17 protein-coding genes are annotated in these 19,817 nt (G+C 37.8%); all 17 read left to right on the top strand.

Features of this window, described 5'->3' with window-relative positions:
- The first annotated feature begins 151 nt into the window (after positions 1 to 151).
- The 17 genes from ACE1TG_RS05690 (at position 152) to ACE1TG_RS05610 (ending at position 19,333) form a co-directional block, all read left to right on the top strand.
- Entirely contained in the window at positions 152 to 2,266 is a 2,115-nt protein-coding gene (locus ACE1TG_RS05690; RefSeq protein ID WP_375051401.1) for a polyribonucleotide nucleotidyltransferase, read from the top strand.
- Positions 2,267 to 2,636: 370 nt separating this feature from the next.
- Entirely contained in the window at positions 2,637 to 3,584 is a 948-nt protein-coding gene (locus ACE1TG_RS05685; protein ID WP_375051400.1) for a polysaccharide deacetylase family protein, read from the top strand.
- Between the two features lie 29 nt (positions 3,585 to 3,613).
- The gene (locus ACE1TG_RS05680) at positions 3,614 to 4,837 is read left to right on the top strand and encodes a M16 family metallopeptidase (protein ID WP_375051399.1); all 1,224 of its coding nucleotides are present in this window, start codon (positions 3,614 to 3,616) and stop codon (positions 4,835 to 4,837) included.
- Positions 4,838 to 4,897: 60 nt separating this feature from the next.
- The gene (locus ACE1TG_RS05675) at positions 4,898 to 5,131 is read left to right on the top strand and encodes a YlmC/YmxH family sporulation protein (protein WP_375051398.1); all 234 of its coding nucleotides are present in this window, start codon (positions 4,898 to 4,900) and stop codon (positions 5,129 to 5,131) included.
- A gap of 141 nt (positions 5,132 to 5,272) precedes the next feature.
- Positions 5,273 to 6,157: a dipicolinic acid synthetase subunit A gene (gene dpaA / locus ACE1TG_RS05670; RefSeq protein ID WP_375051397.1), complete on the top strand. Its 885-nt coding sequence runs from the start codon at positions 5,273 to 5,275 to the stop codon at positions 6,155 to 6,157.
- Complete coding sequence (dpaB, locus tag ACE1TG_RS05665) at positions 6,157 to 6,762, top strand: dipicolinate synthase subunit B (protein WP_375051396.1); 606 nt, start codon at positions 6,157 to 6,159, stop codon at positions 6,760 to 6,762. The genes dpaA and dpaB overlap by 1 nt, the downstream gene beginning before the upstream one ends.
- 32 nt (positions 6,763 to 6,794) lie before the next feature.
- Complete coding sequence (asd, locus tag ACE1TG_RS05660; RefSeq protein ID WP_375051395.1) at positions 6,795 to 7,841, top strand: aspartate-semialdehyde dehydrogenase; 1,047 nt, start codon at positions 6,795 to 6,797, stop codon at positions 7,839 to 7,841.
- A 15-nt stretch (positions 7,842 to 7,856) separates the two neighbouring features.
- Positions 7,857 to 9,083, top strand: coding sequence for an aspartate kinase (dapG, locus tag ACE1TG_RS05655; RefSeq protein ID WP_375051394.1), 1,227 nt, complete (start codon positions 7,857 to 7,859; stop codon positions 9,081 to 9,083).
- Between the two features lie 27 nt (positions 9,084 to 9,110).
- Positions 9,111 to 9,974 carry a 4-hydroxy-tetrahydrodipicolinate synthase gene (gene dapA / locus ACE1TG_RS05650; RefSeq protein WP_375051393.1) on the top strand — a complete coding sequence of 288 codons (864 nt, stop codon included), beginning with the start codon at positions 9,111 to 9,113 and terminating at the stop codon, positions 9,972 to 9,974.
- A 114-nt stretch (positions 9,975 to 10,088) separates the two neighbouring features.
- Positions 10,089 to 10,823 carry a ClpP family protease gene (locus ACE1TG_RS05645; protein WP_375051392.1) on the top strand — a complete coding sequence of 245 codons (735 nt, stop codon included), beginning with the start codon at positions 10,089 to 10,091 and terminating at the stop codon, positions 10,821 to 10,823.
- Entirely contained in the window at positions 10,823 to 11,026 is a 204-nt protein-coding gene (locus ACE1TG_RS05640) for a YlzJ-like family protein (RefSeq protein WP_375051391.1), read from the top strand. Before ACE1TG_RS05645 ends, ACE1TG_RS05640 begins: the two co-directional genes overlap by 1 nt.
- Before the next feature lie 122 nt (positions 11,027 to 11,148).
- Positions 11,149 to 13,422 carry an FtsK/SpoIIIE family DNA translocase gene (locus ACE1TG_RS05635; protein WP_375051390.1) on the top strand — a complete coding sequence of 758 codons (2,274 nt, stop codon included), beginning with the start codon at positions 11,149 to 11,151 and terminating at the stop codon, positions 13,420 to 13,422.
- A gap of 227 nt (positions 13,423 to 13,649) precedes the next feature.
- Complete coding sequence (locus ACE1TG_RS05630; RefSeq protein ID WP_375051389.1) at positions 13,650 to 14,375, top strand: GntR family transcriptional regulator; 726 nt, start codon at positions 13,650 to 13,652, stop codon at positions 14,373 to 14,375.
- Positions 14,376 to 14,524: 149 nt separating this feature from the next.
- Positions 14,525 to 15,643 carry a BMP family lipoprotein gene (locus ACE1TG_RS05625; RefSeq protein WP_375051388.1) on the top strand — a complete coding sequence of 373 codons (1,119 nt, stop codon included), beginning with the start codon at positions 14,525 to 14,527 and terminating at the stop codon, positions 15,641 to 15,643.
- A 158-nt stretch (positions 15,644 to 15,801) separates the two neighbouring features.
- Positions 15,802 to 17,340: an ABC transporter ATP-binding protein gene (locus tag ACE1TG_RS05620; protein ID WP_375051387.1), complete on the top strand. Its 1,539-nt coding sequence runs from the start codon at positions 15,802 to 15,804 to the stop codon at positions 17,338 to 17,340.
- Positions 17,327 to 18,373 (top strand): ABC transporter permease, encoded by a 1,047-nt coding sequence (locus tag ACE1TG_RS05615; RefSeq protein ID WP_375051386.1) that lies wholly within the window; start codon positions 17,327 to 17,329, stop codon positions 18,371 to 18,373. The genes ACE1TG_RS05620 and ACE1TG_RS05615 overlap by 14 nt, the downstream gene beginning before the upstream one ends.
- Complete coding sequence (locus tag ACE1TG_RS05610) at positions 18,374 to 19,333, top strand: ABC transporter permease (RefSeq protein ID WP_375051385.1); 960 nt, start codon at positions 18,374 to 18,376, stop codon at positions 19,331 to 19,333.
- The last annotated feature ends 484 nt before the right edge of the window (positions 19,334 to 19,817 follow it).

Below are 19,817 nucleotides of genomic sequence, written 5' to 3'. Positions count from 1 at the left end.
TTCCTATCTGAAATAGGTGCAACTATTGAATACAAAGGTTTGTCAATAAACCAAGTTTTTAATACTTAATTAATACATAAAATTTACATTTTAGCTTATTAACTATAAAATGAATGGTAGTATGTTTTATATTGAAAGGAGTACTATTACAATGGCAGAAGAAAATCAAGAATTCTCCACTGAAATTGCCGGTAAGGAATTTATCGTTGAAACAGGAGAATTTGCAAAACAAGCGAACGGGGCATGTATGATTCGCTACGGTGATACCTCTGTGTTATCAGTAGCAACAGCATCCAAAGAACCGAAAGACTTACCCTTTTTCCCATTAACTGTTAATTATGAAGAACGTTTATATGCTGTAGGGAAAATACCTGGAGGCTTTATTAAGAGAGAGGGTCGCCCAAGCGATAAAGCTACACTAACTTCACGTTTAATTGACAGACCAATTCGACCACTTTTCCCAGATGGCTATAGAAATGAAGTACAAGTTATCAGTACGGTAATGAGTGTTGATCAGGATTGTTCATCCGAAATGGCTGCAATGATAGGATCTTCTATTGCATTGGGAATTTCTGATATCCAGCTTTCTGAACCAATAGCAGGAGTGAACGTTGGGCTTGTAGATGGTGAGTTCATTATTAATCCTGACGTTGAGCAACAAAAGAATAGTGAAATTGAATTAACTGTGGCAGGTACAAAAGATGCTATCAACATGGTTGAAGCTGGTGCACAGGAAGTACCAGAAGATGTTATGCTTGAAGCCATCATGTTTGGACATAAGGAAATTATTCGCCTTGTTGAATTTCAAGAGAAAATAATTGCAGCTGTAGGCGTTGAAAAAGCGGATATGCCATTAATTGATACTGATGAAGACATTGCTGCAAAAGTGGAGTCTGAAGCTAAAGATAAATTGCAGAAAGCAATTAAAGTAGAAGAAAAACACGCCCGAGAAGAAGCAATCAGTAATGTGAAGAATGAGATATTAGCTTCATACGAAGAAGCCGATGAAGAAGTTATTAGCGACGTAAAAGCTACACTTGAAAAAATGGTGAAAGAAGAAGTACGTCGGCTAATTACTAAAGAAAAAGTACGTCCAGATGGCCGTAAAGTAGATGAAATACGTCCGTTATCATCGAGAATTAACGTTTTACCAAGGACTCATGGTTCTGGTCTTTTCACACGTGGACAAACTCAGGCTTTGAGTGTGTGTACTTTAGGGGCATTAGGAGATGTACAAATTTTGGACGGTCTTGATTTAGAAGAGTCCAAGCGTTTTATGCATCATTATAATTTCCCCAAATATAGTGTTGGCGAAACAGGACCAATAAGAGGACCAGGTCGTCGTGAAATTGGACATGGAGCTTTAGGTGAGCGTGCCCTTGAAAAAGTCATTCCTTCAGAAAAAGACTTCCCATATACAATTCGTTTAGTATCTGAGGTTTTAGAGTCGAATGGTTCTACATCACAAGCAAGTATTTGTGCAAGCACTTTAGCAATGATGGATGCTGGTGTACCAATTAAGACACCTGTTGCCGGTATTGCGATGGGTCTTGTTAAATCTGGTGAAGACTATACAATATTATCAGACATTCAAGGTATGGAAGATGCACTTGGTGATATGGACTTTAAAGTAGCCGGAACTGAAAAAGGTGTTACAGCGCTCCAGATGGATATTAAAATTGATGGACTTTCAAAAGAAATTTTGAAAGAAGCATTAACCCAGGCTAAAAAAGGCCGCATGCATATTCTGGAATCCATGCTTGCGACAATTAAAGAGCCAAAATCTGAGCTGTCACAATATGCACCTAAGATCCTAACGATGAAAATAAATCCAGATAAAATCCGTTCTGTGATTGGACCAAGTGGGAAACAAATCAATCAAATAATTGAAGAAACAGGAGCAAAAATTGATATCGAACAGGATGGAAGTGTGTTTATATCATCAACCGATGCTTCCATGAATGAAAGAACAAAAGAGATTATTGAAGATCTTGTACGGGAAGTTGAAGCAGGACAAATGTATCTGGGTACTGTGAAACGTATTGAGAAATTCGGAGCGTTTGTGGAATTATTTAAAGGAAAAGACGGCTTGGTTCATATTTCTGAACTGGCAGAAGAACGAACTAACAAGGTTGAAGACGTCGTATCAATTGGTGATCAAATTATGGTCAAAGTTAAAGAAATTGATAATCAAGGTCGGGTTAACCTCTCAAGAAAAGCGGTTTTAAAAGAAGAAAAAGAAAAAAGTGAAAAATCAAGTATGTAAATGAATTAATGAAACAAGAAGCTGGAATGCCAGTTTCTTTTTTTATTTGTATACCAGGAAATTATAAAATTTAAGTGCTGTGGATAATTGGACATCAGAATCAGCGACGTCCAGCCCCGACGTACAGGACGTACTAGTGCCGGTGACGCCACAGGACGTGGCGTTCTCACCGGCCAGCGCCTAGCGCCAAGTGGACGTCCCTCTCCGTGTCTACGATTATGAAATAAAGGATGTTCGACTAAAACCACCACATCCTGTGGCAACGTTGACCCACGAGCGATGTGCGAGCACGGTACCGAATAGGTGCTTACTCTTTTTATTTACATATCTTGTCCCTTACATTCATATTAATGAATGAGGGGGGATTTGAATGTATCGATACCGTTCTATTGTTCATTTTTGCGTATTCGTTATTATTGTAGGTTTGGCATTTAACAACAGCTATAACCCATTTATTTTGAACGATGCTGAAACATTTTCTTATACTGTATCCAAATCGGAGGATTCTCTTTATCAAAAAATTAGAACAAAAAGTACTGATTACAGAAAACCTCCTGAAAATGCAATAATCGATAAAGTGTGGAAGAAAATACCTGGATTAAATGGTGTCCGTGTAGACATAGATAAATCGTTTGAGCAAATGAAAAAGGGTGGTGTTTTTGATAAAACACTACTTGTATATAATCAGGTTCCACCTGAAGTTACATACGATGAGCTACCAGCAGCTCCAACTTATCGTGGCCACCCTGAAAAAAATATGGTTTCATTTTTAATCAATGTAGCATGGGGAAATGAGTATATTCCTTCGATACTAAACGTTCTAAAAAAGCATAACGTTAAAGCAACATTCTTTATTGAAGGTAAATGGGCGCAGGAAAATGCTGATTTTGTCAAAATGATTGATGAACAAGGTCATGTAATAGGTAATCATGCATATAATCATCCGGATATGTCAAGGTTATCGAAACAACAAATTACCGAACAGATAAACCGAACAAATGAAATTCTCAAGGCAATTACTAATAATAAACCAAAATGGCTAGCTCCGCCAAGCGGTAATTATAATGATCAAGTAGTTAAAATTGCACACGAAATGAACATGGAGACAATTCTGTGGAGTGTAGATACCATCGATTGGAAGAATCCATCTGTATCTGTTATGATGAACCGAGTAAACAACAACATCCATCCTGGTGCGACAGTATTGATGCACCCTACTTCCTCAACAGCACAAGGATTAGATTCGCTAATTGTGAATATAAAAGAAAAAGGTTATAAGATTGGAACTATTACTTCATTACTTAGTGAGGAAAGATAGCATTTGGATGGACATTAGGAGGAAATACATTGATAGAGAAACATACTAGTAATAATGGACTTCGAATTGTTTTAGAAAATATACCTGCTGTACGATCTGTTACAATAGGAATTTGGATACTAACTGGATCAAGGAATGAGTCCGAGCGAACAAATGGAATCTCGCATTTTCTCGAACATATGTTTTTTAAAGGGACAAAAAAAAGATCCCCACAGGATATTGCAGAAGCTTTTGATGCAATAGGCGGACAGGTTAATGCATTTACATCGAAGGAATACACTTGTTTTTATGCTAAAGTTATTGACTCACATAAGGAATATGCTCTGGAAATTTTAGCTGATATGTTCTTTAACTCTACCTTTGATGAAGAAGAAATGGAACGTGAGAAGAAGGTGGTTTTGGAAGAAATTAAAATGTATGAAGATACACCAGATGACATTGTGCATGATATTCTGGCACGTGCTTCATATGGGGGGCACCCATTAGGCTACCCGATACTAGGATCTGAAGAACAGTTATTATCCTTTAAACCGGATTCATTGAGGAAATATATAAAAGAGAGCTATACACCTCAAAATGTAGTAGTTTCTGTTGCAGGTAATGTAGATGAATCATTTATTAAAACAGTCGAAAGTTATTTCGGCAATTATGAATCAGACTCAGAGCGTGCAAAATTAAAGAAACCTGAATTCTTAGCAAATAATATTGAACGTAACAAAGATACTGAACAAGCTCATTTATGCCTGGGATATAATGGCTTGGCTGTCGGAGATGAGAATTTGTACAGCTTAATCATCATGAATAATGTACTGGGCGGCAGCATGAGTTCAAGGCTTTTTCAGGAAGTCAGAGAAAAACAGGGATTAGCATATGCTGTATTTTCCTACCATGCATCATTTCAGGATAGTGGAATGCTGACTATCTATGCTGGAACAGGAAATGATCAATTACCGCAATTGCAAGATACAATAAATCAAACTGTGGAGCAGCTTATAAATAATGGCTTAACTGATAAAGAACTTAAAAATAGTAAAGAACAGTTAAAAGGGAATCTCATGCTAAGTTTGGAGAGTACCAGCAGTCGGATGAGTCGTAATGGAAGGAACGAATTACTCTTAAACAGGCATCGATCTTTAGATGATATGATTCAGGAGATTGATGCAGTTAATCACGAAAAAATACAGAATGTAATTAAGACGATATTCGAACAATCCCCATCAAGTGCATTAATTGCACCTAATACGTCTTCTTGATCATAGATTATCTTAAATGGCATATATATACTAATAGCTAGAAATCATGGGGGCGATCATATGCGCTATAAGGATATTAGCGGTAAGGAAATTGTTAATGTCAACCATGGATCACGGTTGGGTATATTAGGTCAAACAGATCTTGAAATCAATGAAAGAACAGGTCAAATTGAATCGTTTGTCATTCCTAATTACAAATGGTTTGGATTAAAGAAAGAAGGCGAAGAGACAAAAATCAGATGGAGTTCAATTAAAAAAATTGGCGAAGATATGATCATGATTGAAATCGATTAAAGAAGTACCTACGAGGAAGGCTAGTGTCATTTTTATGATACTGGCCTTTTTTTTGTTTCATCTAATCACTAACCCATGATATGCACATAAGCTATAAAGAAATGAATTTAGTGAAAGTATGTCTGGAGGGGTTTTTCAACGATGAATCAATTGATTGCCGTTATAGGTGGAGATGCACGTTACCTGGAATTAATACGACAGTTGCAGACACTGCCTGATACAACCATCTTTTTAGTTGGATTCGATAAGTTAGAACAAGGGTTCACAGGATTAAAACAGGTGGATATTGGTGAATTGGAGCAGGAAAAGTTAGATGCAGTTATTCTGCCAATAACTGGAACAAATAGTGATGGGTATGTTGAGACCGTTTTTTCCGATCAGGAAATTCAATTAACAAAACAGTGGTTTTCTAAATTAAAAAAATCATCGATTGTATTTACTGGAATAACAAACGACTTTTTAACTGCTGTTACCGATCAACTTCATGTTTCCCTGATACCATTATTCGATCGGGATGATGTAGCCATTTACAACTCAATTCCAACTGCAGAAGGTACAATTATGATGGCAATAGAGCATACAGACTATACAATACATTCGTCACGAGTGATCGTTGTAGGATTTGGCAGAGTGGGCAATACTGTAGCAAATAAATTCTCGGCTCTTGGGGCGAAGGTTTCTGTGTGTGCCAGAAGTATTATGGATCTCGCCAGAATAACTGAGATGGGGCATACAGCTATTCCATTTGATAAGTTACATGAGCATACAAGTAATTGCGACTTATTAATTAATACGATTCCAGCAAAAGTAGTTAGAAAGGAATCCATTCAACAGCTTCCGTCACATGCGTTTATTATTGATCTTGCTTCAAAGCCTGGCGGTACTGATTTCGATTATGCTGACCAGCGTGGTATTAAGGCGATTTTAGCCAGAAGCCTCCCGGGTATAGTAGCACCAAAGACTGCAGGCAAAATTCTGGCCGATGTAATCAAGCAATTTTTAACTAATGAGGAGGAACGTATATAATGTCATTAGAGGGAAAGCGTATTGGATTTGGAGTTACAGCATCACATTGTACGTATGATAAAGTATTTCCGCAATTAGAACGTCTGGTTGAAGCTGGAGCAGATGTAATACCTATTGTAACGTATACTGTCAGAACCACAGACACCAAGTTTGGCAAAGCAGAAGACCATGTTAAGAAAATAGAATCCATTACAGGTAAAAGTGTAATCACAACAATGCCTGAGGCGGAACCATTAGGCCCAAAATTACCTCTGGATTGTATGGTAATTGCTCCATTAACCGGAAACTCATTAAGCAAAATGGCAAATGCATTAACTGATTCCCCGGTATTAATGGCTGCAAAGGCAACAATGCGAAATCAGAGTCCAGTGGTTCTTGGAATAGCTACTAATGATGCACTTGGGTTAAATGGTGTAAATTTAATGAGATTAATGGCAACAAAATTTATTTATTTTATTCCATATGGCCAGGACGATCCGATTAAAAAACCGAATTCATTGGTTGCAGACATGGGCTATCTGCTTGATACTGTTGAACATGCGATGCAGTATAAACAACTTCAGCCTGTAATTATACCTCATGAGTATGATAATATGGTAAAATAAATAGAATCTTATTATAGTGAGGTGTCATTACAATGACAAAGAAAACAGCATATAATATTGCAGTAGTAGGTGCAACTGGTGCAGTCGGCCAAAAAATTACTCAAATACTTGAGCAAAAGAATTTTCCAATAAATGAGCTGAAACTTTTATCATCAAAGCGGTCAGCAGGCACAAAGCTATTGTTTAAAAATAAGGAAATAACAGTAGAAGAAGCAACACCAGAAAGTTTTGCTGGCGTAGATATTGCTTTATTTTCAGCTGGGGGTTCTGTCTCTAAACAGTTAGCACCAGAGGCAGTAAAACATGGTGCGGTTGTAGTTGATAATACAAGTGCTTACAGAATGGATAATGAAGTTCCTCTAGTAGTACCTGAGGTTAATGAAGAAGATATTAAATCACATAAAGGAATTATAGCAAATCCAAACTGTTCAACTATTCAAATGGTAGCTGCTTTGAAACCAATTCAGGAAGCATTTGGCATATCTCGTGTAATTGTTTCAACATATCAGGCAGTTTCCGGTGCAGGTAATGAGGCATGTAATGAATTAGAAAATCAAACAAACCAATATCTAAATAATGAGGATATGACTGCTGAACTATTACCTGTGAAGGGTGATGAAAAGCATTATCCAATTGCCTTTAATGCACTTCCGCAAATCGATGTATTTCAGGAGAATGGTTATACATTTGAGGAAATGAAAATGATTAATGAAACCAAAAAAATAATGCATGCACCAAATTTACCTGTAGCAGCTACTTGTGTGAGACTACCTCTTTTTACGTCACATGCTGAAAGTGTTTATATTGATGTCGAGAAAGAAGGTTTAGCAGTAGAAGATATTTGGAACGTGTTGAGGGATGCAGATGGGGTAATACTTGAGGATGACCCAAGCACACAAACGTACCCAACCCCTTTAAGTGCGTCAAACAAAGAAGAAGTTTTTGTGGGTCGTGTCCGGAAAGATCTGGATAATAATAAAGGGTTCCATTTATGGGTTGTATCAGATAACCTAGTAAAAGGTGCTGCATGGAACACGATTCAAATTGCCGACCGTTTAATAAAAAATAACTGGCTTTAATTTAGAGGTGAAATAATGCAGGTATTAGTACAAAAATTTGGTGGTACTTCGGTACAGACCGAAGAAAATAGAAATCATGTTATTAAACATATTAAAAATGCTCTAATTAACAATTATAAAATAGTTGTTGTTGTATCTGCATTGGGAAGAAAACCTGATCCATATGCTACAGATACATTATTGGATTTAATAGGTTTTCCTTCGAATCATAATTCAGATCGGGAACTTGATTTATTAATGTCCTGTGGTGAAACGATTGCTTCAGTCGTTTTATCTAACGAACTCCAAAAAAATCATATAAGTGCTTCAGCTTTAACTGGAGCACAAGCCGGATTCATTACAAACGAGGATCATAACCGAGCAAAAATAAAAGAGGTAAGAACAGAGCGAATCCTTAAGGAATTTGAACAGCATGATGTAGTAGTTGTAGCTGGGTTTCAAGGACAAACATCTACTGGTGAAATAACAACTATTGGCAGAGGTGGCAGTGATACAACAGCAGCTGCCTTAGGTGCTGCACTAGAAGCGGAAAGTATTGAAATTTTCACCGATGTAAATGGAGTAATGACTGCCGACCCTCGAGTTGTTTCTTCGGCTCGACCCCTAGATATAGTTACGTATACCGAAATATGTAATTTAGCATATCAGGGAGCAAAAGTTATTCACCCGCGTGCTGTTGAGATTGCTATGCAATCAAAAATTCCAATGCGTGTAAGATCAACTTACTTACAGGAAGAAGGAACTTTGGTTACTGCATCCAGATTGCAGGAATTAGACAGAGATATTCCAGACCGGTTAATAACTGGAATTGCTCATATTTCGTCTATAAGCCAAATTAAAGTACAAACTAAAGAAGAGGCGCATCGTTTACAGTCTGAAGTATTTAAAGCAATGGCTGAGGCTGGTATATCAGTTGATTTTATTAATATTTCGCCGACAGGGGTAATTTATACAGTTCCAAATGCACATAAAGAAAAAGCGGTGCATATCTTGGAGACATTAGGTTTTCAGCCTGAAATAACAGATAACTGTGCGAAGGTATCTGCAGTTGGCGCTGGTATGACAGGAGTTCCTGGTGTTGCTTCAAGGATAGTTCAATCGTTGACGAATGCCGGTGTTCAAATATTACAATCAGCAGATAGTCATACAACTATCTGGGTTCTTATTCATGAAAAAGACTTAAATGCTGCTGTTAATGCACTACATGATGTTTTTGAATTAAGCGGTGATAATGGTATATAAGGCATAAAATGAGGCAGGTGTACTAACATGAAGTTTGGCAAAGTTTTAACAGCAATGGTAACACCACTTGATAAAAGTGGTAATATTGATTTCGGTCAGACAACGAAACTGATCGAATATTTATTGGAGAACGGCAGCGAGGGGCTGGTTATAGCAGGTACGACTGGCGAATCGCCAACGTTAACAGCAGAAGAGAAGGTATCTCTCTTTAAGCATGTTGTAGAGAAAGTAAATAATCGAGTCCCTGTTATAGCAGGTGCAGGCAGTAATAACACATCTTCAGCGGTGACGCTAACAAAAGAAGCGGAATCGGTTGGAGTAGATGCTATAATGCTTGTAACACCATATTATAATAAACCAAATCAACAAGGGCTTTACGAGCATTTTTCTACAATTGCAAACGAAACAAAACTACCAGTTATGATGTATAATATACCTGGTCGTTCTGTTATAAAAATGAGTGCTGATACGATTATTCGTTTGAGCGAAATAGAAAATATTGTGTCCGTTAAAGAAGCTAGCGGTGATCTTGATTTGACATCAAAGATTATTGAAGAGACCACTGATAACTTTAGTGTATATTGTGGGGAAGACGCAATAACATTACCTATGCTGGCTATTGGAGCGGACGGTGTTGTCTCAGTTGCATCCCACGTCATCGGAAATGAAATGCAGAGTATGGTTAATGCCTATCAATCAGGTAATGTAGGGAAAGCTGCATCACTACACCGAAAATTATTACCGATTATGAACGGTTTGTTCGCAGCACCTTCGCCTACACCTGTGAAAGCGGCATTGAAAATGAAAGGTATGGATGTTGGTGGTGTTCGTTTACCTTTAGTACCGCTTACTGAAGAAGAAGAAAATACGTTAAAACAATTAATTTATTAATAAAAAATTATCGGCAGCTTCTGCCGGTAATTTTTTATTGTTTGTATTATAAACTTCCTCTTCGTTCATACTAACTTTATACGTATTGAACATAGAAAAAGGGAGTGTCTTAACATGCAAAAAGACCCATCTAAAAAGGATGATCAGAATCAAGGAGATCAATCAAATCCGTCATCATTAGTACAAAAGATTCAGCAGTTAGGTCAATCTAATGTCCCGCAAGCGCCAGACTCCAATGTTCATGTTTTGTCTATCATCGGGCAAGTTGAAGGGCATGTACAATTGCCCCCACAAAATAAAACAACAAAGTATGAACATTTATTACCCCAACTTATAGCAATTGAACAAAACCCTAAAATTGAAGGGCTTATTGTGTTATTAAACACAGTTGGTGGTGATGTGGAAGCAGGTCTTGCACTCTCCGAAATGATTGCATCGATTTCCAAGCCCACAGTGTCTATTGTGTTAGGTGGAGGTCATTCGATAGGAGTACCAATTGCAGTTGCCACAGATTACTCATTTGTCGTTCCCACTGCAACAATGACTATTCATCCAATTCGGTTAACAGGATTGGTGATTGGCGTACCCCAGACGTTTGAGTATATGGATAAAATGCAAGATCGTGTCATAAACTTTGTTACCCAGCATTCCAATATTAAGGAAGAAAAATTTAAGGAGTTAATGTTTGCAAAAGGTAACCTTACACGAGATATTGGAACAAATGTTGTAGGGGATAATGCTGTTGAATATGGTCTGATAGATGAAGTAGGAGGAGTAAATGAAGCCATGAAAAAAGTAAATGAAATGATTAAAAATAATAAACAATCCGAAGATCAGGTGATCCAGTAATGTTATACACACCTTTATCGGAAACAGATATTTTTCCAACTTCTGAAAAGGATTTCTCCAATCGCCATTGTGTTTCCTACCAAGGAAAAAATTTATATGTAGAACAGGAAGAAGATGGAAGTTATCAATTACTACAATTATTATCTACGGACCCTCAGGACTTTATGAATAGTAATTACAACCCTGGAACTATTTTACGGTAATCTGTAAGCTATCAGAAAAAATCTGTGCTATAATGGAATTAATTAACCCTTGCCTAACAAACGGCAGGGGTTTGCTATTCAATTGTTTGGACGGATTGCTAGATGTAATAGAGGTGATAACTTTGGCAAAGAAAAAAAGAAGAAAAAAGAAAAATCAATTAAAGAAACAAGTGAAATTTGAATTATTAGGATTACTTTTTATATTTCTAGCTATTTTTGGAAGTGGAGCTAGCGCTATTAGCGATGGAGCCATTCCAGGTGGCCTTGAATATATTTTTCGTTTCTTTCTGGGAATCTGGTATTTTATAGCTTCAATATTTTTATTCATTACAGGAATAATGCTGATGGTTAAAAGACGCTATCCAAATTTCACAAATAAAAAAATGATAGGATTTTATATTGTTTTTGTAGGTGTTTTATTAATTACGCACATTCAGACATATGAAAGATTACTAATGTTGTCAGATAATACGTCAATTATTAAAACAACATGGAGCAATTTCTTTGCTTACATAGATGGCAGTGTTTCTTCCACACAAACAGGTGGTGGGATGACTGGAGCAATTCTTTTTGCTTTTTGTTATTTCTTATTTTCATCTGTAGGTGCAAAGATTGTTGCTTTGTTTTCAATCATTGTTGGTTTTATTTTTATCACAGAATTTTCGTTTGGTGACTTCTTTTCAAAGCGGGTGAAACAGATTTCTGAAACTATTAAGTCTATTAAGGGCAAATGGAAGGAATCACGTGTAAATAAGCAAATTGACGAAGGCGAGCAAATTTATGAGATGAATTCTGTGCCCGAAGCAGATTCTAATCAGGATGAACCAGTGATTGAGGATTTTACTGATATTGCATATTCTTTTGATCCAAATGAATCAACCAAACCTGTCGTTGAGGAGCGAGAGGTTGAATCCGATGAGGGTAATAGGGAGCCAGAGAGTGAAAGTCCGCTACCAATGACCGAAGCTGAAAATTATGAATATATATTACCTTCACCAAATTTGTTAGCTGAACCTTCACAAAGTTCACAGCAGCATGAAAAGTCACATATTCAGGCTACTGTTAGGAAACTGGAGCGGACTTTTAACAGTTTTGGGGTGAAAGCCAGGGTAACAAAGGTACATGTAGGCCCTGCAGTTACGAAATATGAGGTATACCCTGATGCAGGTGTAAAGGTTAGTAAGATTGTTAACCTGCATGATGATCTTGCATTGGCGTTGGCAGCTAAAGATATACGAATAGAGGCGCCAATACCAGGAAAATCAGCTGTTGGAATTGAAGTTCCTAACCAGGAGATAGCAATGGTTTCATTAAGAGAAGTGCTGGATAGTACATTGAACAATAAAACATCGAAACTGTTATTTGCACTAGGCAGAGACATTTCCGGGGAATCAGTAATGGCTGAATTAAATAAAATGCCCCACTTGCTTATCGCAGGTGCAACAGGAAGTGGTAAAAGTGTTTGTGTAAATGGGATCATTACGACAATTTTAATGCGTGCAAAACCGCATGAAGTAAAAATGATGATGATTGACCCAAAGAAAGTGGAACTTAACGTCTATAATGGAATCCCTCATTTACTAGCACCTGTTGTTACTGATCCAAAAAAGGCATCCCGGGCACTGAAAAAAGTGGTTGCTGAAATGGAAAGAAGGTATGAATTATTCTCTGACACGGGTACTCGTAATATTGAAGGTTATAATGAATATATTCGCAAATACAATCAGACATCAGAAGAAAAACAGCCAAACTTACCATATATAGTTGTATTAGTAGACGAGCTCGCAGACCTAATGATGGTAGCATCAAACGATGTAGAGGACGCTATTACTAGATTGGCACAGATGGCAAGAGCGGCAGGTATTCACCTGATATTAGCTACTCAACGTCCATCAGTTGATGTTATTACTGGTGTTATTAAAGCTAATATTCCATCAAGAATTGCTTTCAGTGTATCATCACAAACTGACTCACGTACGATCCTGGATTCGGGTGGTGCCGAGAAACTTTTAGGCCGCGGTGATATGCTGTTCATGCCAGTAGGATCTTCGAGACCAACCAGAGTTCAAGGTGCATTTTTATCTGATGAAGAGGTTGAGCGGATTGTTGACCATAGTATTGAACAGCAAAAGGCAAAATATCAGGAAGAGATGATACCAGAGGAAACAAGTGAAGTGACATCGGATGTTGATGATGACTTATATGACGAAGCTGTTGCCCTTATTACAGAAATGCAGAGTGCTAGTGTCTCAATGTTGCAACGCAGATTCCGAATAGGCTATACACGGGCCGCTCGTTTAATCGATGCGATGGAAGACCGGGGCATAGTTGGACCTTATGAAGGTAGCAAACCACGATCTGTATTAGTTACACAAAGTGAGGAAAGGTCTTCATAATAACCTGAACGGACAGTAATCCTAATGATTTAGGAAAAAGCTGTCCGTTCAATTTGCCGTTTATAACCTTCGACTTTCGAACTATTTTTAAAACCACTTTTTTATGTAAATTTTCCTATATCTATTTATTTATTGTTCTAAAAGTGTTATATTTATGTCGAATAATAGAGTCATACGTCAGATGTCAGATCTCTTTTTAGCTGATTATCGAAGATTGGAGGGTTGTCATGTCGATTAAGATAGATTCACGTCAGTTATACTTGCGAGTTATCGATGAAATAAAACGGGATATTGAAAACGGTACCTATAAAACGAAGCAAAAACTCCCATCAGAATTTCAGTTGTCAAAATTATTAGGAGTCTCACGCGCCACTTTGAGAGAGGCATTACGTGTATTGGAAGAAGAAAATATAGTGACCCGGCGTCATGGGGTAGGGACGTTTGTAAATCCAAAACCAATCTTTTCCTCAGGAATTGAGCAGCTAAATAGTGTTACATATATGATTGAACAATCCGGAAAGACTCCAGGGTCTCAATTTTTATCGACTGAATTACTTGAGCCGACGGAAGACGAGCGACTGAAATTTTCACCAAAAGAATTTTGTTCACTTGTAAAAATTGAGCGTGTTCGAACAGCGGACAATAATCCTGTCGTTTTTTGTATTGATAAAGTACCGGAAGGATTAGTGCCTATCGATATAATTAACAAAAAAGATTCGTTGTTTAAACTAATGGAGAGTTATTCAGGCAAAAGAATCTCGTATGCGGTAACATATATTGAACCTGTAAGCTACCATGATCGTATATACGAAATCCTTAAGTGTGACCCTGAACAATCACTTCTTTTATTAAAACAAATGCATTATACCGATGAAGATGAACCGGTTTTATATTCGGCTAATTACTTTCGGTCTGATTTATTCAGTTTTCATGTTTTAAGAAAACGTTTGTAAGGGGTTTCACATGTATTCTATTTAGGGAGGTGGTTGAAGGATAGCGCTAATACTATTTTTACTTAGCAGTTAATAAAGTGTAAATACTTTCTAACTGCATAACTGCAACTAATTTTTTTATATTTAACCAAAAATAGGGGGTTCTTATTTTGAAAAATCGTAAATTTATTTTATTAGCTGCAATGCTGCTAACGATTGGTATGATTCTTGCTGCATGTGGTGGCGGTTCTGACGAGGAAAATTCAGGTGGAGATAGCGGCTCTGACGGTGGAGACAGTTCAGCAAGTGAAGAAACAACTGACTTTTCTGCTGCAATGGTAACAGACGTTGGTGGTGTTGATGATAAATCATTTAACCAATCAGCATGGGAAGGTTTAAAAGCATGGGGAGAAGAACATGGACTTTCAAAAGGTGAAGGATTTGACTATGCTCAATCAAACGACAAGGCAGATTACATGCCAAACCTTACACGCCTTGTAAAAGCAGATTATAATTTGATCTTTGGTATTGGTTTTAAACTAAAAGAAGGTATTACAAAAGTAGCTGATCAATATCCAGATACAAACTTTGCAATTGTAGATGACGTTGTAGATAAGCCGAATGTTGCTAGTCTGACATTTAAAGAACATCAAGGTTCATTTCTAGTTGGTGTAGCTGCTGCAAAAAAGACCAAAACAAATAAAGTAGGATTTGTCGGCGGAGTTGATTCACCATTAATTAATAAATTTGAATCCGGCTTCAGAGCAGGTGTTAAATCAGTGAACTCTGATATCGAGGTTGAAGTTCAATATGCAGAATCATTCGCTGCTGCAGACAAAGGTAAATTAATAGCTTCAAATATGTATAATAACGATATTGATGTTATTTATCATGCATCAGGTGCGACAGGTAATGGTGTATTTGCACAGGCAAAAGACATCAAGCAGAACAACCCTGAACGTGAAATCTGGGTAATTGGTGTTGACCGTGACCAATATGAAGAAGGACAAATTGGTGATCATAATGTAACGCTTACTTCAATGGTTAAACGTGTGGATATCGCAGTCCAGGATATTTCTAACCAGGCAATGAACGGTGAATTTCCAGGCGGGGAAAATGTACAGTACGGCTTGGAAGATGGCGGTGTAAGTGCAGCCAAAACAAATGAAGAAGCATTAACTGAGGATATTGTTTCAGCTATTGAGGATTGGAAAGAAAAAATCATTAATGGCGAAGTGGAAGTTCCTCAAACACGTGAAGAAACTGAAAAATTCATAGATTCTTTATAATTGGATGCTTAAAAAGGCTGGATAAACCAGCCTTTTTCATCCTTACATTCTACATCGAAAGTCCTCAAATGAAGAGATAACTTTCCAGCCCTTTTCATTTGGTGATATTTCAATAGACTAAATAACGTTGCGGTTTTATAAAGAAGGAGTGAAATCATTTGGATTATGTTATTGAAATGCTTAATATACGAAAGGAATTCCCTGGTGTTGTCGCAAATGATGACATAACAATTCAGGTTAAGAAACAGGAAATACACGCATTGTTAGGGGAAAATGGTGCTGGGAAATCTACATTAATGAATGTTTTATTTGGATTGTACCAGCCGGAAAAGGGAGAAATACGTGTTAACGGTAAGAAAGTGAACATTACTGACCCTAATATCGCCAACGAACTTGGAATTGGTATGGTGCATCAGCACTTTATGTTAGTAGATACATATACAGTAACAGAAAATATCATACTGGGCAGTGAGCCAACAAGTGGTGGGAAAATTAACCTGAAGCAGGCAGAACAAGAAATACAGGAGCTTTCTGATCAGTATGGACTTAATGTGGACCCAACCGCCAAAATCCGCGATATTTCAGTTGGTATGCAACAGCGTGTTGAAATTTTAAAAACACTGTATCGTGGAGCTAACGTTCTTATTTTAGATGAACCAACAGCGGTTTTAACCCCACAGGAGATTAAAGAGCTTATTGAAATTATGAACTCGTTAATAAGAGAAGGAAAATCTATTATATTGATAACGCATAAACTAAAAGAAATTATGCAAGTGTGTGATCGTTGTACAGTTATTCGAAAAGGTAAAGGTATCCAGACCGTAAATGTAGAGGATACAAACGTGACTGAACTAGCATCCCTTATGGTGGGAAGAGAAATTAGCTTTAAGACTGACAAAGGAGAAGCAAATCCTAAAGAAAACGTTTTGAGTATTTCAAACCTATATGTAGAAGATGCTCGAAAAGTAAACCTTGTTAAAGGTTTGAACCTTGATGTTCGTGCTGGAGAGATCGTTGGTATAGCTGGTGTTGACGGAAATGGACAAACGGAATTGATAGAGGCAATTACAGGGTTGAGAAAAGCACAGTCAGGGTCAATTACTATAAATGAAAAAAACATAACAAATCTTAAACCACGAAAAGTAACAGAAAGTGGGATTGGCCATATACCTCAGGATCGTCAAAAATATGGCTTGGTTTTGGACTTTCCAATTGGTGAAAATATGGTGTTACAAACGTATTATCAAAAACCATACTCCAAAAATAAAATATTGAATTTTAAAGAGATTAGTAAAAAGGCTAAAAGTTTAATAGACGAGTATGATGTTCGAACACCGAATGAGTTCACTAAAGCTAGAGCACTTTCGGGAGGAAATCAGCAAAAGGCAATCATAGCACGTGAAGTTGACCGATCACCTGATTTATTAATTGCTGCACAACCTACCAGAGGTCTTGATGTTGGAGCAATTGAATTTATTCATAAGAAACTAATTGAGGAACGTGATAAAGGAAAAGCAGTCCTTCTAGTTTCTTTTGAGCTTGATGAAATATTTGATGTGAGTGATCGGATTGCTGTTATGTTTGATGGTCAAATTGTTGCAAACGTTAAACCTGCAGAAACGAATGAACAGGAACTTGGGTTACTAATGGCGGGTAGTAACAAAGACGAGGCAGGTGAAACCAATGATATCGAATAGATTATTTAATATATTAATACCGGTGATATCTGTTTTGCTAGGTTTAATCGCTGGAGCAATTATCATGCTTGTTTCGGGTTATAATCCGATTGCAGGATATAGTGCCTTATGGGCAGGCGCCTTTGGTGATTTATATTATATGGGTGAAACCGTACGACAGGTTACACCATATATTTTAACAGGTCTTGCAGTAGCTTTCGCTTTTCGTACAGGGCTATTTAATATTGGTGCTGAAGGACAGGTTATTATTGGGTGGCTTGCAGCTGTCTGGGTTGGTTTGGCTTTTGATGCTCCCATGATTGTCCACTTGCCCTTGGCAATATTAGCTGCTGCAGCTGCCGGAGCACTTTGGGGCTTTGTTCCAGGTATTTTAAAAGCAAAGCTTGGAGTACATGAAGTTATTGTTACGATCATGATGAACTATATCGCATTATACGTTACAAACGAAGTCATTAGGAGTATTTTAACGGATAACCTGAGTTCTAGTGAAAACATTCCGGCATCTGCATCGCTTGCATCAGAATGGCTGCAGGGTTTAACTTACTTTTCAAGGATGCACTATGGAATATTAATTGCACTTTTTGCTGCAATCATAATGTGGTTCATTATTCAAAGAACATCAGTGGGATATGAGTTGAAATCAGTTGGATTTAACCAGCATGCATCGAAATACGCAGGTATGAATGTAAGTAAAAATATCGTTCTGTCTATGGTAATTGCCGGAGCTTTTGCAGGTTTGGCAGGAGCTATGGAAGGATTAGGTACATATGGATCTATTTCTGTTATGTCCGGTTTTACTAATCTCGGCTTCGATGGTATCGCTGTCGCTCTTTTAGGTGCTAACACCGCTATTGGCGTTGTTTTTGCCGCCATATTGTTCGGTGCGTTGAAGGTCGGGGCAATAAATATGCCAACCGCTTCTGGCGTACCTACAGAGCTTGTTGATATCATAATTGCATTAATCATTTTCTTTGTAGCATCTAGCTATATTATTAGATGGGCAATACTTCGCTTTAAAAAGGAGGAGAAATAAATGGGGCTTGTAGAACTGTTACAATCAATTATTCCGCCCGCACTTTTCTTTTCAGCGCCTCTGATATTTACGGCGTTAGGTGGAGTATTCAGTGAACGTTCAGGTGTTGTTAATATTGGGTTAGAAGGTTTAATGGTAATGGGGGCATTTGTCGGTATTGTCTTTAATTTGACATTTGCTGATGTGCTGGGCGCATGGACACCATGGGTTTCGATATTGGTTGCCATGGTTGTTTCGGCTATTTTTGCAATCATCCATGCCGTTGCATCTGTTTCATTTCGGGCTGATCAAGTTGTAAGTGGTGTAGCTATTAACTTTTTAGCGTTAGGATTAGGTGTCTTTTTAACAAAACAATGGTATGGAAAAGGTCAAACGGATATGGTGACAGAACCTTTTTATACAAATGATATAATGATTCTTAGTGATATACCTGTACTAGGACCAATCTTTTTTCAAGATATTTACCTTACTTCGTATATCGCAATAGCATTAGCGTTTTTAGCCTGGTATGTATTGTATAAAACACCATTTGGCCTACGGTTGCGTGCTGTTGGGGAACATCCAATGGCAGCAGACACAAATGGAATAAACGTTTATAAAATGCGCTACATTGCTGTTATTCTTTCTGGTGCATTTGGTGGATTAGGTGGTTCTGTCTTCGCTTTAACAATCGCATTAAACTTTTCACATGCGACAATTGTTGGTCAAGGGTTTATGTCTCTGGCAGCTGTCATTTTTGGGAAATGGCATCCGCTTGGTGCAATGGGTGCTGCTTTATTCTTTGGTTTTGCACAAAGTCTAAGTGTTATTAGTGCAGGAATTCCACTGCTTGAAGACGTTCCTCAAGTATTCTTGCTGATTGCGCCATATGTGTTAACAATCTTAGCACTAGCTGGGTTTATCGGTCGGGCTGAAGCGCCAAAAGCAAATGGAGTACCTTATATTAAGGGAAGCAGATAAAGAACAAAAGCGCAAGCGCCTGTTCAGCGCCGTATGGACTGGACTGACCCGTGTGAAATAAAGGATACACGAAGAGCGTAAGCGATTCGATGTTGACTTATCGTAGACACGGGGAGGGAAGTCCACTAGGCGCTAGGCGCTGGAGCTGGACGTCGCTGATTCAGAAGTCCAGTTATCCACAGCACTTAAATTTTATAATTTCCTATACCAGAACAAAAGCGCAAGCGTCTGTTAAGCGACCTATGAACTGCTACCGCGCATCGTGGGATGATTAAACGTTGCTGCGCAAATCGGCTGCCTTAGTTGAACTTCAGATAAAACTCTTTTAAAGGAAAGCTGGCGACCAAGAGTTTGCCGAGGTAGACTTATCGTACGAAGGTGAAGGAAGTTCCCAGTCGCTGGAAGTGGCTGATACGAAAGCACAGTTAACTACTGAACTTCCACAATATTGTTTCCTAGGGGAAATACCTGGGTTGTTATTATA

The sequence above is a fragment of the Virgibacillus sp. JSM 102003 genome (assembly GCF_041949995.1).
GTDB lineage: Bacteria > Bacillota > Bacilli > Bacillales > Amphibacillaceae > Lentibacillus.
Note: the sequence above shows the minus strand (reverse complement) of the source record. Positions and strands in the feature narration are given on the sequence as shown.